The organism is Kineococcus esterisolvens, from assembly GCF_050871405.1.
In the GTDB taxonomy this organism is placed as follows: Bacteria; Actinomycetota; Actinomycetes; order Actinomycetales; family Kineococcaceae; genus Kineococcus.
This window is the reverse complement of record NZ_JBJLRI010000085.1, coordinates 1-15,578: the sequence shown is the minus strand read 5'-3', so window position 1 is coordinate 15,578 and position 15,578 is coordinate 1. Positions and strand designations below refer to the sequence as shown.

The following is a 15,578-nucleotide window of genomic DNA, read 5'->3' as shown; positions in this document are numbered from 1 at the left end:
GCTCTTGGCGGCGAGCTGGGCGACCCACTGCCCCTGGGGCGGGTGCTCGGCCAGGGCCCGCCCGGGGCGCCCCCCCCCCCGCCCCCCCGCCCCCCGCCGCGGCGGGCCGGCAGGGGCACGACGCTCACGAGGGGTCGACCACGTCGAGGCCCATGTCGGTGAGCCGGTCGGTGGCGGCGGCGTCGGCCTCGGCGAGCACCTGGGCGAAGGTGCTGGACCCGGTGGCGACCGCGCCGAACCCGTCGGTGATGTCGGCGTCGACCTGACCGTTGGCGGGGCCGTCGGTCCACGTCGGCGGGACGACCTCGGCGGCCTGGCGGTAGACGTCGTAGATGCGCTGGCCGCCGAAGTACGGCATCTCCTCGGCCAGGGCCTCGGACTCGAAGCCGACCAGCGCGGTGGGGAAGATGCCGCCGACGGAGATGAGGTGCTCGACCTGCTCGGGGTCGCTGTTGATCCAGGTGAGGAACTCCGCGGCCCCCTCCAGGTCGTCCGCGCCGGCGAGCACCACGTCGGCGGCGCCGCCGGAGTCCCCGGCGACCGGGGTGCCGTCGTAGGTGGGTTGCGGCGCGACCCGCCACAGGCCCGACTGGCCGGCGACGTTCTCCTGCAACTGCACCGGGAACCAGGCGGCGTAGGTGATGGTGGCGATCTCCCCGGCGTTGACGGACGACCAGTACTCCGGCGTCCACATCTGGGTGACCTTCACCAGGCCCGCGTCCAGGAGCCGCTGCCACCGCTCGGCGACCCGGCGGCTCTCGGGGCTGTCGACCTGGACGCTCCAGGCGTCGCCCTCGATGCCGAAGTAGGTGCCTCCGGCCTGGGAGACGTCCTGAGTCCACTGGCCGATCTCGCTGGGCGAGAAACCGGCGATGTACACGTTCGGGTCGGCGGCGTGCAGGGCCGCAGCGGCCTGCTCGTACTCGTCCCACGTGGTGGGCACCGCGATGCCGTGCTTCTCGAAGACGTCCGCGCGGTACATCATCGCCGTGGGGCCGCTGCCCTGCGGGACGCCGTACACCTCGCCGGCCAGCGTCACCGACTGCCACGAGGAGGGGGTGTACAGGTCCTCGGTGTCGGCGACGAACTCGGTGATGGGCTGCACCCGGTCGTTGATGACGTAGTCGGGCAGGTCGTGCGTGGACAGCTGGACGATGTCGGGGCCGGCGCCGGCGTCCACGGCGGCCTCCACCTTCTTGCCGTCGTCGCCGGTCATGCGGTGGAACTCCACCGGGGTGTCGGGGTTTTCGCTGTTCCACTGCGCGACCTGCTCCTCCAGCCCGGGCACCCAGCCCCAGAACTGGATGGGGTCGCCGGCGCCGCCCGCCGCGGCCCCACCGCCTCCCCCGCCGCACGCGGCCAGCAGGCCGGCGGTGCACAGCAGGGCGGCCGCGCGGCCGGCGCGGTGCGCGGCGGGGCTGGTCCGGGTCGTCCACACCATCGTGTCTCCTCCGTCCGCACCGCTTCCGCGGGGTGCGGCTCGTCGTCTCGCGACGGAGGTCCGCCGCCGGTGACCGGTAGGAGGAGGATGCCTCCCGGCGCCGAGAGGCGTCAAGATGTCATCTGATGAATCTGTCGCCGTCGAGGGCCTGACGCCCGGCGGCCACCCCGGAGGAGACCCGCCGTGCCCCTGTCCGAGATGACCCAGGCCGAGCTCGAGGCGTACGAGCCCACGTTCACCCCGCCCGCCGGTTTGCGGTCCTTCTGGGACCGCACCCTCGAGGGGGCGCGCGCCCTGCCCCTGGACCTGGAGCTCACCGAGACCCCCACTCGTCTGACGACCCTCACCCACTGGGACGTGTCGTTCGCCGGGTACGGCGGCGACCGGGTGCGGGCGTGGCTGGTCCGCCCGCGCGGCGCCGAGGGCCCGCTGCCCGTGGTGGTGGAGTTCGTCGGCTACGGCGGCGGGCGCGGCCTGCCCGAAGAACGCCTGACCTGGGCCAGCGCCGGGTACGCGCACCTCGTCGTGGACACCCGCGGCCAGGGTTCGGTGTGGGGAGGCGGCGGCCACACGCCCGACCCGCACGGTTCCGGGCCCGCCACCCCCGGGTTCACCACCCGCGGCATCCTCGACCCCGAGGAGTACTACTACCGGCGCGTGTACACCGACGCCGTGCGCGCCGTCGAGGCCGCCCGCGCCCTGCCGGGCGTCCTGCCGCACGCCGTGGCGGTCGCCGGCGCCAGCCAGGGCGGTGCCATCGCCCTGGCGGCCGGCTCGCTCGTGCCCGACGTGCTCGCGGTGCTCCCCGACGTGCCGTTCATGAGCCACCTGCGCCGCGCGGTGGAGGTCTGCGGGCTGGACCCCTACCTGGAGATCACCCGCTACCTGTCGGTGCACCGCGACCAGGCCGAGCGGGCCCTGGCGACCCTGGACCACTTCGACGTCGCGCACCTGGCCCCGTGGGCGAGCGCCCCCGCGCTGTTCTCCGTGGCGCTGATGGACCGGGTGTGCCCGCCGTCCACGGTGTACGCCGCGCACCGCGCCTACGGCGGACCGGCCGAGCTGACCGTCTACCGGTTCAACGACCACGAGGGCGGCCAGGTGCACCACTGGCGCCAGCAGCTGGAGTGGCTGGGCGAGCAGGTCGCGCGGGTGCGGGGCGTGACCGGCACCGCCGACTGAGCGACGACACGGACCTGAACGGCCGCGCGGGGACCTCCGCCCGTGCTCCCCGCGCGGCCGGACCCCTTACGGTTCGGCCATGAGTGGAAACCACGCTCTCCGCACCGTCCCCCGCCCCGGCGACGCGCCCGCCGGGGACCTGACCGGCGACGACCTGGTCGCCGCCGCCGCCCGGCTCGCCCGGGAGCTCCTGCAGGACCTGCACCCGCGCTGGGAGCACACCCGCGCCGTGGCCGCCCGCGCGGCCGCCGGTGCCGGTGCCGTCGCTCCCGACGACCGCGCCCTGCTCGTGGCCGCGGCGTGGCTGCACGACGTCGGCTACGCCCCGGCCCTGCGCGTCTGCGGCTTCCACCCCATCGACGGCGGCGACCACCTGCGCCGGCAGGGCTGGTCGCCGCTGCTGGCCGCGCTCGTCGCCCACCACTCCGGCGCCCGCTTCGTGGCCCGGGTGCGGGACCTGGGCGCCGCGCTCGCCGCCCACGACGACCCCCGCGCCGTGCAGGGCCCGCTCGCCGACGCCCTGACGTGGGCGGACCAGACCGTCTCGGCGACCGGCGAGGTCGTCGACGTGGAGGAGCGGCTGGCGGACGTGCTGCGCCGCCACGGCCCCGACAGCCCCAACGCCCGCTGCCACCACCTGCGCGGCCCGTACGTGCGGGAGGCGGTGCGTCGCACCGAGGAGCGGCTGCGGCGTCCCGGCGGGTCGGTCGTGCTGCCCCCGGGGGGCCCGCGCGACTGACCGCGCCACCGGGGGCGGCCCCGGCACCTCAGCCCAGGTGGGCGCGCAGCCAGTCCGTGGCCGCCGCGTCGACGCGCGCGGCGTGCGGGGTCTGCGGGGCCGCCTCCAGGCCGGGCTCGGCGGCCAGGGCGTGCCCCATGCCGGGCACGACCCCCAGCCGCACCCGCTCGGGGTCGCCGTACGCCGCGACCAGGGCCTCGTGCAGCTGGGCCGCGGGCCGCACGAAACCCTCCTCGTCGTCGTCCGCACCGACGACGAGGAGGACCGGCGGCCGCCCGGCGGCGGCGTGCTCGCCCGCTCGCGCCACCGCGTCGATCCGCGCCGCGACCGCGTCCGCCGCGGGCGACCACGCGTACTCGAGACCCATCCGCGCCGCCGTGGACTCGACCACCGGCCGCAGCCGCAGCAGCGGGCTGACCAGGACGAGGGCGGACGCGCCCAGCCCCGCCTCCAGCAGCGCGAGGAACGCCACGGCCGCACCCATCGAGCCGCCCAGCAGCGCCAGCGGGCCGTCCGGGCAGCCCAGCTGGGTCCGCACGCCGGCGAGCACCGCGGGGGCCTCCGCCACGGCCTGCTCGGCGATCGGCCCGAACAGCTCCAGCACGGCGTCGCGGCGCCCGCGCTCCACCAGCTCCTCCGGCCCGCCGGCGGGCAGCCGGGACCCGGTCAGCGGCAGTTCCAGGTGGACCCGCCAGGCGTCCACGCCGTCCAGCGGCAGGGCCGCCGCGAACGCCTCGGGCGTGCGCGGCGCGTCCACGAGGTGCCACGTCAGCACCAGGGGGGTCGCCGCCGTCGGCTCCCCGGCGGGCGGCAGCGCCAGGTACGGCACCCCGGCGGCGACCCCTCTGCGGGGCCCGGCCCCGGTGGGCGCGGCGGACGCGGCGGACGTGCTGTGCGTGGACGGGTTCACGGTGCCTCCCGGGGTTCGCGGCTGGTGGTGGCCACCGTGCCCGTCGCCACCGACACGGCGGGCGCGGTGGCGACGGGCTGCGCACCCCGTCCGCGGGAGGGGGCCACGTGGATCCGGGCCCGCACCGCCGCGGCCGCGCACACCAGCACCGCCGCGGCGGCGACGACCACGGCGGGACCGACCCGCTCGCCGAAGAACAGGGCCGACCAGGCGATCGTCAGCACCGACTGCACCAGCTGCACCTGGCTGACGCTGGTCATCGGGCCGATCGCCAGCCCCCGGTACCAGGCGAAGAACCCCAGGAACATGCTGAACACCGCGAGGTAGCCGAACGACAGCCACCCGGCCACCCCGGCGCTCGTGCGCCCGCCGGCCGCGCCGACGGCCGTCAGCGCCGCCGTCACCGGCAGCGCCAGCACCAGCACCAGCACCCAGCAGATCGTCTGCCACGCACCGAGTTCGCGTGCGAGCAGACCGCCCTCGGCGTACCCCAGCGCCGCCAGCACCACCGCGCCCAGCAGCAGCGCGTCACCGGACCCGGCGCCGCCCAGACCACCACCGCTGAGCGCGACGAACACCACGACGGCGACGAGGCCGGCGGCTCCGGCCGCCCAGAAGCCCCGCCCGGGGCGCTCGCGGGTGCGCAGGACCACCGCGACGGCGGTGGCCGCGGGCAGGACGCCCACGACGACGGCGCCGTGGGCCGCGGGCACGTCGCGCATCGCGACGCTGGTCAGCAGGGGGAAACCCGCCACGACCCCGGCGACCACGAGCAGCAGGCGCGGCACCAGCCGCAGCGGCGGGCGGCGGCTGCGGGTCGCGGCGAGGACCGCCGCGGCCAGCACGCCGGCGACGACGGCGCGGCCGCCGCCGACGAACAACGGGTCGAGGGTGCGCACGGCCACGCGGGTGAACGGCAGCGTGAACGAGAAGACCACGACGCCGAGCAGGCCGAGCAGCGGCCCGGCGGCTGCGGACGGGGCGCCGCCCGCGGGACGCCGGGGTAGCGGGAGCCGTTCCTCAGCAGTAGCGCTACTGCGATCTCTCATGCATCAGCATAGCGGTTGGTCGCCCGCTACCGCTGTGCCCACGCGGCCGGTCACCCCGGCCGCAGCAGGTCCCGCTCCTCCACCAGTCCCAGCGCCAGCGTCCGGTAGCCGACCTCCTCGAACAGGACGGTGACCCGGTCGTCCTCGTGGTGCATGACCTGCCCACCGCCCCACTCCGGGTGCCGCACCGCCGATCCGACGGGGAACGGCTCGCCGGCACCGGCGTCGCTGCGCTCCTGCGCGGTGCCGGCCCGGCACGTGTCGCAGTTGCCGCAGGGCCGCTCCAGCTCCTCGCCGAAGTAGCCCAGCAGGAACCGCCGCCGGCAGGCCGTGGTCTCGGCGTAGGTGCGCATCATCTCCAGGCGGGAGCGCTCCACGGACCGCTGCTGCTCCGAGAGTTCCACGGCGGCCTCAGCGGCCCCGGCCGGTGGTGGCCCACCGGTCCCGGCGACCAGCCGGCCGCGCTCGTCCTCGGCGAGCGCGCCGACCTCCTCCAGCAGGTTCACCACACCCGCCAGGCGGGTGGCGCTCGTGCCCAGTTCCCGGCGCAGCTCGCCCGGTTCCACGGGCCCGTCGTGGGCGCGGACCGCCGCGGCGACCTCCCGCAGCGGTTCCGGCCTGGCGACGCCGGCGGTGAAGAACGTCCGCAGCCCCAGGTCCTCGGGGCGGTAGTGCAGCACCGCGCGGGCCGGTTCCCCGTCGCGGGCGGCGCGGCCGATCTCCTGGTAGTAGCTGTCCAGCGAGTCGGGCACGTGGGCGTGCACGACCGCCCGCACGTCGGGTTTGTCGATCCCCATGCCGAACGCGTTCGTGGCGACCACCACGTCGAGGGTGCCGTCGACGAACTCGTGCAGCACCCGGTCGCGGTCGGCGCGCTTGCGGCCGGCGTGGTAGAACTCCGCGGCACGGCCGGCCCCGCGCAGTTCCGCGGCGATCTCCTCGGCGTCGCGGCGCCGGGCCACGTACACGACGACCGCGCCGTCCGTGGAGGTCACCGACTCCAGGACACCGGCCCGCTGGCGGTCCGCGGTGGAGTAGCGGCGCACCTGCAGGTCGATCTCGGGGCGGTCGAAACCCTCCACGAGCACCAGGGGGTCCCGCAGGCGCAGGTGCCCGACGACCTCCGCGCGCACCTGCGGGCTGGCCGTCGCCGTCAGCGCCACCACCTGCGGCCGGCCGAGCCGCTCGGCGGCCGTCCCCAGCCGCAGGTACTGCGGGCGGAAGTCGTGCCCCCAGGAGGAGACGCAGTGCGCCTCGTCCACCACCAGCAGCCGGGGGCGCGAACCCGCCAGCTCGTCGAGGACCTCGTCGCGAGCGAGCTGCTCGGGAGCCAGGAACACGAACCGCACGTCGCCGCTGCGCAGCGACTCCCGCGCCTCGCGCCACGCGGACGCCGGCAGCTGGGAGTTCAGCACCACCGCCCCGCCGCGGCGCGCGTCCTCGCGCAGCCCGTCCACCTGGTCGCGCTGCAGCGCGATGAGGGGGGACACCACGACCACGGGACCGTCCAGCAGCAGCGCCGGCACCTGGTAGATCGCCGACTTCCCCGCCCCGGTGGGCATGACGGCCAGGACGTCGCGCCCGGCCAGGACCGCCTCCATCGCCTCGGCCTGGCCGGGGCGCAGCTCCTCGAACCCGAACGCCTCCCGCGCGGTGCGCAGCAGGTCGGTGCCCACCTCGGGCCCTCGTCGTGCCACAGGTCCTCCACGTCGCGGCGGCGTGGGCCACCACCGCAGTCCCGGGGCCCTCGCCGGCCGCGTGGCTGGACCCGCAGGGGCCGTGCGCGGTGACCGGCCCCTGCGGGCCCGTCACCGCGCACCACCGTAGGCACCGCCCGGGCGGCGCGCCCGTCGATCTCCCCGCGGAACCCCGCGGAACCCCGCGGCGCCCGGTGTGTCGGTGCCGCCCGGCACACTGGACCCGTGCGGGAGCAGCGGCTGGTGGACATCACGAGGATCTACGTTGAGCCCGCCGCCGCGGAGCTGCCCCGCGGCCGGCAGGTCCTGGAGCGCTGGCCCGACGCCACCCGCGTCGAGGTCGCCAGCCACTGGAACATCCCCGAGCTGCACGGCGACGAGACGAACGTGGCGCGCTGGGTGCGCATCAAGCGCGAGGCGCTCGTGCTGGGGGTCAAGAAGTCGCTCGCGGCCCGGCCCAACGGCCGCTCGGCGGACTTCATCGCCCCCTCCACCGCCAACGGCTGCGCGATGGCCTGCGCGTACTGCTACGTGCCGCGCCGCAAAGGCTACAGCAACCCCGTCACGGTGTTCGCGAACATCGAGCAGATCACCGGCTACCTGCGCCGACACGTCGGCAGGCAGGGCGTCAAGGCCGAGCCGAACCAGTGCGACCCGCACGCCTGGGTCTACGACATCGGGGAGAACAGCGACTGCTCGGTGGACGCGGAGATCTCCGGCAACGTCGACGACCTCATCGGGTTGTTCCGCGAGCTGCCCACGGCCAAGGCCTCCTTCGCCACCAAGAACGTCAACCGGCGCCTGCTGGAGCTCGACCCGCGCGGGCGGACCCGCGTGCGCTTCTCCCTGATGCCCGAGGAGGTCGCCAAGGTGCTGGACGTGCGCACCAGCCCGGTCGCCGAACGGCTGGCGGCCCTGGACGACTTCGTCGCCGCCGGGTACGAGGTGCACGTCAACCTCTCCCCGGTGGTGGTCACCGACGGCTGGCTGCAGCAGTGGGCGCGGCTGCTGGACCAGCTCGGCGAGGCCACGAACGAGGCCACCAAGCGCCAGCTCGCCGCCGAGGTGATCTTCCTCACCCACAACGAGCGGCTGCACGAGGTGAACCTCGGCTGGCACCCCCGGGCCGAGGAACTCCTGTGGCGGCCCGAGCTGCAGGAACGCAAGCGCTCCGAGCACGGCGGCGTCAACGTCCGGTACCGCACCGGCCAGAAGGGCCGCCACGTCCGGCAACTGCTGGACCTCATCGCCGAGCGGGCCCCCTACCTCGACGTGCGCTACGCCTTCTGACCGACCACGCTGGTGCCATGGCGAAGCACGTGCTGAGCGAGGACGAGCGCCGGGACGTCCGCCGCGACTTCGGCCGGGCGGTCAACATGACGCCGGAGGAGCTGGAGGACTGGCTGGACACCGAGGAGTCGAGGTCGGTCGGCCAGAGCGACGGCGACGGCGAGTCCGTCGGGCACGCCTCCGGCCGGCGGATCGTGCAGATCCTGCGGTCGGAGCAGGCCGACCTGGACGACGACGACCACGACCACATGAAGAAGGTCGTGGGGTACGTCCACCGCCACTCCGCGCAGCGCCCCGAGGGGGACGTCACGGACACCAGGTGGCGCTACTCCCTCATGAACTGGGGCAACGACCCCCTCAAGGACTGACCCGGGCAGCCTGCCCGGCGGCCCTCGTGACCTTCGAGGTGCGCACCGGGCCACCCGCGGGCAGAGTGAGAAGCAGAACGCCGACAGGACGACGAGCGGCCCCCGGACCACGGGCCGCAGGAGGAGTTCACCCATGAGCAGCGTCACCGAGAGCATCGACGTCGACGTCCCCGTCCACACCGCCTACAACCAGTGGACGCAGTTCGAGTCCTTCCCGAACTTCATGAGCGGCGTCGAGGCGATCACGCAGGTCTCCGAGACCCGCAACCACTGGAAGACGAAGATCGCCGGCGTCGAGCGCGAGTTCGACACCGAGATCACCGAGCAGCACCCCGACGAGCGCGTCGCGTGGAAGAGCGTGGACGGCAAGGAGCACGCCGGGGTCGTCACCTTCCACCGCCTCGGCGACGACAAGACCAAGGTCACCGTCCAGATGGACTGGGAGGCCGATGGCCTGGTGGAGAAGGTCGGCGCCGCCGTCGGCGCGGACGACCGCCAGATCAAGGCGGACCTGAAGAGGTTCAAGGAGTTCATCGAGTCGCGCGGCGCCGAGACCGGCGCCTGGCGCGGGGACGTCACCCCGCCCAAGTGACGCGCTGACAGCCGGGAGGCCCGGACCCCGCAGGGGTCCGGGCCTCCTCGCGTCCTGAGAACCGCCTCCCCGGCGGTGCTCAGGAGACGCCGAAGCGGAACTCCGTGAGCGAGCGGAACAGCTCGCCCTCGCGCAGCACCGTGGTGGGGAAGCCCGGGTGGTTGGGGGCGTCGGGGAAGGCCTGCGCCTCCAGGGCCAGGCCGGCGCGGGGACCGTACGCGGCGCCCGCCTTGCCGACCAGGGTGCCAGCCAGCGTCCCCCCGGTGAACACCTGCAACCCCGGCTGGTCCGTCCACACCTCCAGGGTGCGTCCAGACACCGGCTCCTCGGCGCGCGCCGCGCGCGAGACCTCCCGCTCACCGCCGGGGACGTCGGCCAGCACGTAGCAGTGGTCGAACCCCGACCCGCGCGCGAGCTGCTCGTCACCGGCCCGCTCGCCGTCGCGCAGCCGGTACCCCACCGGCACCGGCTCGGACAGGTCGAACGGCGTGCCCGCCACGGGACGGCGCTCCCCCGTCGGCACGCCGGTGGGGTCCACCGGCAGGAACTGCGCGGCGTCCACCTGCAGCAGGTGCGCGTCGACCGTGCCGCTGCCCTCGCCGGCGAGGTTCCAGTAGGCGTGGTTGGTCAGGTTCACGACGGTGGGCGCGTCCGTGGTCGCCGAGGTCTCCACGGCGAGGACGCCGTCGTGCAGGACGTACGTCACGTGCACGCTCAGGGCCCCGGGGAACCCGTTGTCCCCGTCCGGGCTCAGCAGCGAGAACCGGACCCCGCACGCACCGGGCACCTCGTGCGCCGTCCACAGCGCCTGCGAGAAGGGTCGGGGCCCGCCGTGGATGGCGTTGCCGCGGTCGGTCACCGGGACCGCGACCGTGCGGCCGTCCAGGGGGAACGTGCCGCCGGCGAGGCGGTTGGCGAACCGCCCGATCGTGGCCCCGAAGGAACGGCCCTTCCCCTCGTACGGGGCCAGGCCGGCGAAGCCGAGCGCCACGTCGGCGAGGGCGCCGTCGCGGTCGGGCGCCAGCACCGACTGGATGCGCGCGCCGTGCTCCACGAGCCCGGCGCGCACCGTGCCGTCGTCCAGGACCCACCGGGCGACGGGCGTGCCGTCGCCGGTGCGGCCCCACTCCGGTTCCACCCGGGTGCCGCCGTCGTCCCCACCCTGCGCTGCGCCGTGGTGCGTCACGCGGACGACGTTACCGAGGACGGCGCGAACGGGCGCGTCCCGCGGCGGAGAGAGCGGCGACGACGGTGGCCAGGCCCCCCAGCAGCAGCACGCCGGCCACGTTCCAGCCCCACGACCACGTCACGCCGGTGGCGGCGCGCACGCCCACGACGGCCGCCACGGCGAGGAACGCGAAACCCCACACGACGGCCCCCACGTCCACGGTCGTCGACGGGCCCGGCGGAGCGGACCGCTCGCGCGGCTCGGGCACCTCCGCGGGCACCCGGCCCGGCTGCTCGTCCATCACTCCCCCTCCAGCAGCGCGGAGCCGGCCGCGGCGACGCGGACCTCCCCCGCCCAGACCACGGCCCGCACGACGGCGACCCCGTCGGGAACGGTCCAGTCGGCGACGTCCGCGCCCTCGACCTCGGTGGCCGCGGCGACGCCCTCGGCGTCCGGGCCGGCGGCGAGCACCCGCCGGGTGTCCAGGCCGTCCTCGCGGCCGGTGCCCCCACCGGCCGCCCCCGCTGCCGCGAGCGCCTCGCCGCCGGACGCGACGGGCACCACGTCCCCGCCCGCGGAGTCCCAGCGCAGGCTGCCGGCGAGGGAGCGGGCGTCCACGAGCACGGTCCGCCCGGCGGGTGCGACGACCTCCAGCCGCCCGACGGCCAGGGTGGCGGTCACGGGTGCGGGCGCGCCGGCGCCCAGGCCGGAGGGGTCCACGCGCAACCGCCCCACGGCGGAGCTGAGCGCGTCCTGCTCGCGCGCGGAGGCGGCCGTCGGCGCCCACGTGCCGTCCACCTCCCACTGCCAGCCGCCGGCGGACGGCAGCGTCCCGGCGAGCACGGTGACCACGGCCAGCGGTGCGCCGAGCCCCACCAGGGCGGTGCGGCGGCCCGCGAGCCCGGCGGCCACGGCGCCGGCGCCGACGACGGCGAGCGCCGCGGAGAGGGCGAGCAGCGGGGCGGGGGCGGGCAGCGGCACCAGGAGGTCGGCGAGCACGACCAGCCCGGCGGCGAACAGCGCGGCGCCGAGCACGACGGTGGTCAGCAGCGGGGACCCGGGGCGGCGGGCCGCGGCGCGGCGCTCGGCCGCGGCACGGGCCTTCTCCCGGGCGGCGGCGCGGCGCTCGACGGCGGAGCCGAACCCCGCGACGGGCCCACCGGCGTCCGGCGCGGCGGGGGGTGCGGCGGTCACGGGCGCGCGGTCCACGGGCGCGGCGGGCGGCTCCTTGCGCAGCGACAGGGGCGACGCGGGTGCTGCGGGCGCTGCGGGTGCTGCGGGCGCTGCGGGCGCTGCGGGGTCGTCGCGGCGCCCGGGTTCGTCCCGGCGCCCGGGGTGCCGCGCGCACGCGGCCTCGATCCGGTCGCGGAACAGCCACCACAGCAGCGCTGCGACGAGCCCGGTGACGAGCAGGCCCCAGCCGGGGCCGCCGCCGAGGGGCCCGACCTCCACGCCGACGACGCCCCGGCCCACCGCGAGGTCGAGCAGGACCAGCCCGCCGGCGAGGACGAGCGCGCCGGAGACGTCGCCGGTGGCGGCGGCCTCGAGCTCCACGCGGCCGCGCGCGTCCGGCAGGACCGCCCAGGCCGCCCCGTACAGGGCCAGGCCGAGGCCGCCGACGAGGACGAGGGCGATGAGCAGGCCGCGCACCAGCACCGGGTCCAGGCCGGTGCGGGCCGCGACGCCGCCGCACACCCCCGCGAACCAGCGGTCCTCACCGCGCACGACGCCCCAGGAGCGGACGGCTGCGGTGGCGCGGGCCAGCGTCCCGCCGTCGCGGGGTCCCCGGTCACCGGGGTCGGAGGTGCTCACGGCCCCCACCCTGCCCGCCCGGTGCCCGCCACGGCGATCACCCCCAGATCCACGGCAGGCCGAGGCCGGCACCGCCGAGGAGGTCCAGGACCACCAGTCCGACGGCGGCGACGAGGGAGGCGGACACGTCGCCGCGGTGGGCGGCCTGCGCCTCGATGCGGCCGGTGGCGTCCGGCAGCAGGGCCCACGCCACCCCGTACAGCAGCAGCCCCACGCCGCCGAGGAGGGCCAGCAGGACCGTGGCGACCCGCACGGCGGCGGGGTTCACCCCGAGGCGGTGGGCGACGGCGCCGCACACGCCCGCGACCCAGCGGTCGTGGCCGCGGCTGAGGCCGGTGCGGCGCACCGCGTCGAAGAACCGGTCGGGGGCGGGCCGGGGGGCTCGCGGGTCCTCGTGGGGGGCGCCGGCGGCGGGGCTGGGGATCTCGGTGTTCGTCATGGCTCCACCGTGGCCGCCGCCGGGTGCCCGTCACCATCGGGTGGACCCCCGGCTCGACCCTGAGCGAACCCTGAAACGCCTCGGGGAGGACCCCGGGGGCGGGGCGGGCGTGCCACGATCGCCGTCGTGAGCACGAGCGCAACGGCGGCCCCGGCCACCCCCCGCGCGCCGCTGGTGCGGCCCGCCGCCGGCCGCCGCGCCGGCGGGGTCGCGGCCGGCCTGGCGGCGCACCTGGACGTGCCGGTCGGGCGGGTGCGGGTGGGGTTCGCCGCGCTCGGCGCGCTGGCCGGGGCGGGCGTCGCGCTGTACGCCGTCTACTGGTTCCTGGTGCCCGACGAGCGGGACCTCGCCACCGGCGGTCGCCGCGCCGACCCCTCCGCGTGGGTGCTCGCCCACCGCGACGCGCTGGTCGGCGGCGCGCTGGTGCTGGCCGGTGCGCTCGCGGCGCTGCGGCTGGGCGGCGTGGGCGCCTCCTCCCGCGTGGTGCTGCCGGTGCTCGTGGTGGGTGCCGGGGTGGTGCTGGCGTGGAGCCAGCTGGACGCCACCCGCCGCGCCCGGTGGGTGGCAGGCGCGGGCGGCGGGCGCACCGCCGCGCTGCGGGTGGCCGCCGGCACGTCGCTGGTGCTGCTGGGCGTGGTGCTGTTCCTGGCGCTGGGCGGCGACGCCGCCGCGCTGGGCGGGTCGGTGCTGGGGGCGCTGGCCGTGCTGGCGGGGGTGGCGGTGGTGCTGGCGCCGTGGGCGGTGCGGCTGTGGCAGGACCTGGGTGCCGAGCGCGCCGCGCTGGCCCGCGAGCAGGAGCGTGCCGAGCTGGCCGCGCACGTGCACGACTCGGTGCTGCAGACGCTCGCGCTCATCCAGCGCCGCAGCGCCGACCCGGTGGAGGTGGCGCGGCTGGCGCGCGCGCAGGAGCGGGACCTGCGCCGCTGGCTGTACGGCGACCACGGCACCGCGGCCGGCACGCTGGGCGCCGCGCTGCGGGCGGCGGCCGCGGAGGTGGAGGACGCCTGCGGCGCGACGGTGGAGGTGGTGCTGGTGGGCGACCTGGACGGCCTGGCGCTGGAGCGCGGGACGAGCGCGCTGGTGCAGGCGGCGCGCGAGGCGCTGCTGAACGCCGGCCGGCACGCCGGCGGCACCGTGTCCCTGTACGCGGAGTCCCTGGGTTCGGGCGGGTCGCGCTCCTTCGAGGTGTTCGTGCGCGACCGCGGCCCGGGGTTCGACCTGGACGCGGTGCCGCAGGACCGCCTCGGGGTGCGCGAGTCGATCCTGGGGCGGATGGCGCGCGCCGGTGGCAGCGCGTCGGTGCGCCGGCCCGCCGACGGCGGCACCGAGGTGGCGCTGCGGCTGCCCGCGCCCGCCGGGGAGGGGGCCGCGTCGTGACGGTGCGGGTGCTGGTGGTCGACGACCACCGCATGGTGCGCAGCGGCGTGCGCGCGGAGCTGGCCGCCGCGGCCGACGTGGAGGTCGTCGGGGAGGCCGGGGACGCAGCTGCCGCCGTGGAGGCGGTGCGCCGGGAGCTGCCCGACGTGGTGCTGCTGGACGTGCACCTGCCCGCGGCGGCCGGGGAGCCCCCCGCCCCCGGGGCGGGTTCCGGCGGGGCGCAGGTGCTGGCCGAGTGCGCGGCGCTGCTGGCCGGGGACAGGCCCGTGCGCTTCCTCGCGCTGAGCGTGTCCGACGCCGCCGACGACGTCATCGCGGTCATCCGGCGCGGTGCGCGCGGGTACGTCACCAAGAGCATCAGCGGTGAGGAGCTGGCCGCGGCGGTGCGCCGCGTCGCCGACGGCGACGCGGTGTTCTCGCCCCGGCTGGCGGGCTTCGTGCTCGACGCGTTCGGCGCGGTGGCCGGGGAGGTCGCCGCCGCCGACGACGAACTGGACCGGCTGTCCACCCGGGAGCGGGAGGTGATGCGGCTGATCGCCCGCGGCTACGCGTACAAGGAGGTGGCGAAGGAGCTGTTCATCTCCGTGAAGACGGTGGAGACGCACGTGTCGGCGGTGCTGCGCAAGCTGCAGCTGTCCAACCGGCACGAGCTGACGCGGTGGGCGGCGGCGCGGCGGCTGCTGTGAGCCGCCGGCGCGCCGCCCCGCACGCCGCGGACGCGGCTCAGAAGGCCCCGTTCTTCTCGATCTCCTTGGCCCGCGCCCGGTTGCCCCCGATCAGGAAGATCACGCCCAGCGCCAGGTAGAGCCAGTTGCTCTCCGGGTCGGTGGGCAGCAGGGGCTCGGGGGAGTTGACGACGAGGCCGGCGCCGGTGATCCCCATCGCGATGAGCGCCAGGGCGTGCAGGACGACGTTCTTGTGCGCCTGGCGCACCGAACCGGAGAACGCGAGCACCGTGACGCCGAACAGGAAGAGCCCCACCGAGGTGAGGACGCAGACCGTGAAGATGCCGAAGAGCTCCGCGCCGCTGCGGAAGAAGCCCATCTGGTCGTAGTTCGTCGTGATGCCCGGGATGAGGCCCAGGACCCCGAGGACCGTCAGGACTGCACCGGTGATCTGGGCGTGCCGCCGGACGGGGCCGCCTTCCTTCTTCGTGGCCTCGACGGCCCTGGTAGCGCTCATGGGGCACATCGTTCCAGGTACCCCCCGCGGACGCGCGCCCCCGGGTGCCGGACCAGCGTGTCCCCTCCGCGAGGGGCGCCGTCGCGCACGGGTCCCGCTCGCCGCGCCGAGCCGGTGCGCCCGTGCCGGCGCTGACCGCCGAGGGGGACACGGACGTCCTGGCGCACCGGGGAGGCGGCCGGTGACCTCCCGCAGGGGAGGAGGTCACCGGCCGCGCCGCGCCGGGGGGGGGGGGGGGCGGGGCCCCCCCCCCGCCGCCCCCCCCGCCCCCCGCCCTCCCCCCCACCCACCCGGCCCCCCACCCCGCCCGCATCCCCCAGGCGGGGGGGGCC

Annotated in this window: 16 protein-coding genes; 7 read left to right on the top strand and 9 right to left on the bottom strand. The window is 76.8% G+C overall.

Annotated elements, in window-relative coordinates; translation table 11 throughout:
• Positions 1-124: 124 nt before the first annotated feature.
• Entirely contained in the window at positions 125-1,441 is a 1,317-nt protein-coding gene (locus tag ACRYR8_RS18825) for an ABC transporter substrate-binding protein (protein WP_432483997.1), read from the bottom strand.
• Positions 1,442-1,624: 183 nt separating this feature from the next.
• Here ACRYR8_RS18825 and ACRYR8_RS18820 point away from each other — a divergent pair, with 183 nt between their 5' ends.
• Positions 1,625-2,623 (top strand): acetylxylan esterase, encoded by a 999-nt coding sequence (locus ACRYR8_RS18820; protein ID WP_432483998.1) that lies wholly within the window; start codon positions 1,625-1,627, stop codon positions 2,621-2,623.
• Between the two features lie 79 nt (positions 2,624-2,702).
• A complete protein-coding gene (locus ACRYR8_RS18815; RefSeq protein ID WP_432484000.1) occupies positions 2,703-3,362 on the top strand; it encodes an HD domain-containing protein in 660 nt (219 codons plus the stop codon).
• 28 nt (positions 3,363-3,390) lie between these two features.
• Here ACRYR8_RS18815 and ACRYR8_RS18810 read toward each other — a convergent pair whose 3' ends face one another.
• Genes ACRYR8_RS18810 through ACRYR8_RS18800 form a run of 3 tightly spaced genes read right to left on the bottom strand, consistent with a single transcriptional unit; the run spans position 3,391 to position 7,018 of the window.
• Positions 3,391-4,272: an alpha/beta hydrolase gene (locus ACRYR8_RS18810; protein WP_432484002.1), complete on the bottom strand. Its 882-nt coding sequence runs from the start codon at positions 4,270-4,272 to the stop codon at positions 3,391-3,393.
• Positions 4,269-5,321, bottom strand: coding sequence for a DMT family transporter (locus tag ACRYR8_RS18805; protein ID WP_432484004.1), 1,053 nt, complete (start codon positions 5,319-5,321; stop codon positions 4,269-4,271). The genes ACRYR8_RS18810 and ACRYR8_RS18805 overlap by 4 nt, the downstream gene beginning before the upstream one ends.
• A gap of 50 nt (positions 5,322-5,371) precedes the next feature.
• Positions 5,372-7,018, bottom strand: coding sequence for a RecQ family ATP-dependent DNA helicase (locus ACRYR8_RS18800; protein ID WP_432484006.1), 1,647 nt, complete (start codon positions 7,016-7,018; stop codon positions 5,372-5,374).
• Positions 7,019-7,243: 225 nt separating this feature from the next.
• Here ACRYR8_RS18800 and ACRYR8_RS18795 point away from each other — a divergent pair, with 225 nt between their 5' ends.
• From ACRYR8_RS18795 to ACRYR8_RS18785, 3 genes are all read left to right on the top strand, one after another.
• Positions 7,244-8,308: a spore photoproduct lyase family protein gene (locus ACRYR8_RS18795; RefSeq protein ID WP_432484007.1), complete on the top strand. Its 1,065-nt coding sequence runs from the start codon at positions 7,244-7,246 to the stop codon at positions 8,306-8,308.
• 17 nt (positions 8,309-8,325) lie between these two features.
• Positions 8,326-8,676, top strand: a complete 351-nt coding sequence (locus tag ACRYR8_RS18790) for a DUF3140 domain-containing protein (protein ID WP_432484009.1) — start codon at positions 8,326-8,328, stop codon at positions 8,674-8,676.
• Between the two features lie 133 nt (positions 8,677-8,809).
• Entirely contained in the window at positions 8,810-9,268 is a 459-nt protein-coding gene (locus ACRYR8_RS18785) for an SRPBCC family protein (RefSeq protein ID WP_432484011.1), read from the top strand.
• 79 nt (positions 9,269-9,347) lie between these two features.
• On the opposite strand, the gene ACRYR8_RS18780 is transcribed toward ACRYR8_RS18785, so the two are convergent.
• Genes ACRYR8_RS18780 through ACRYR8_RS18765 form a run of 4 tightly spaced genes read right to left on the bottom strand, consistent with a single transcriptional unit; the run spans position 9,348 to position 12,687 of the window.
• The gene (locus ACRYR8_RS18780) at positions 9,348-10,454 is read right to left on the bottom strand and encodes an aldose epimerase family protein (RefSeq protein ID WP_432484013.1); all 1,107 of its coding nucleotides are present in this window, start codon (positions 10,452-10,454) and stop codon (positions 9,348-9,350) included.
• 10 nt (positions 10,455-10,464) lie between these two features.
• Positions 10,465-10,737 carry a hypothetical protein gene (locus ACRYR8_RS18775; protein ID WP_432484015.1) on the bottom strand — a complete coding sequence of 91 codons (273 nt, stop codon included), beginning with the start codon at positions 10,735-10,737 and terminating at the stop codon, positions 10,465-10,467.
• Positions 10,737-12,248, bottom strand: a complete 1,512-nt coding sequence (locus tag ACRYR8_RS18770; protein WP_432484017.1) for a PspC domain-containing protein — start codon at positions 12,246-12,248, stop codon at positions 10,737-10,739. Before ACRYR8_RS18770 ends, ACRYR8_RS18775 begins: the two co-directional genes overlap by 1 nt.
• A gap of 37 nt (positions 12,249-12,285) precedes the next feature.
• The gene (locus ACRYR8_RS18765; protein ID WP_432484019.1) at positions 12,286-12,687 is read right to left on the bottom strand and encodes a PspC domain-containing protein; all 402 of its coding nucleotides are present in this window, start codon (positions 12,685-12,687) and stop codon (positions 12,286-12,288) included.
• A gap of 126 nt (positions 12,688-12,813) precedes the next feature.
• On the opposite strand from ACRYR8_RS18765, the gene ACRYR8_RS18760 reads away from it, so the two are divergent.
• Together ACRYR8_RS18760 and ACRYR8_RS18755 are read left to right on the top strand one after the other, a co-directional pair.
• A complete protein-coding gene (locus tag ACRYR8_RS18760; protein WP_432484021.1) occupies positions 12,814-14,064 on the top strand; it encodes a sensor histidine kinase in 1,251 nt (416 codons plus the stop codon).
• 32 nt (positions 14,065-14,096) lie between these two features.
• Positions 14,097-14,750: a LuxR C-terminal-related transcriptional regulator gene (locus tag ACRYR8_RS18755; protein ID WP_432484054.1), complete on the top strand. Its 654-nt coding sequence runs from the start codon at positions 14,097-14,099 to the stop codon at positions 14,748-14,750.
• A gap of 37 nt (positions 14,751-14,787) precedes the next feature.
• Here the strand turns inward: ACRYR8_RS18755 and ACRYR8_RS18750 are convergent, their stop codons facing one another.
• Positions 14,788-15,246 carry a DUF4383 domain-containing protein gene (locus tag ACRYR8_RS18750; protein WP_432484023.1) on the bottom strand — a complete coding sequence of 153 codons (459 nt, stop codon included), beginning with the start codon at positions 15,244-15,246 and terminating at the stop codon, positions 14,788-14,790.
• Positions 15,247-15,578 lie beyond the last annotated feature (332 nt).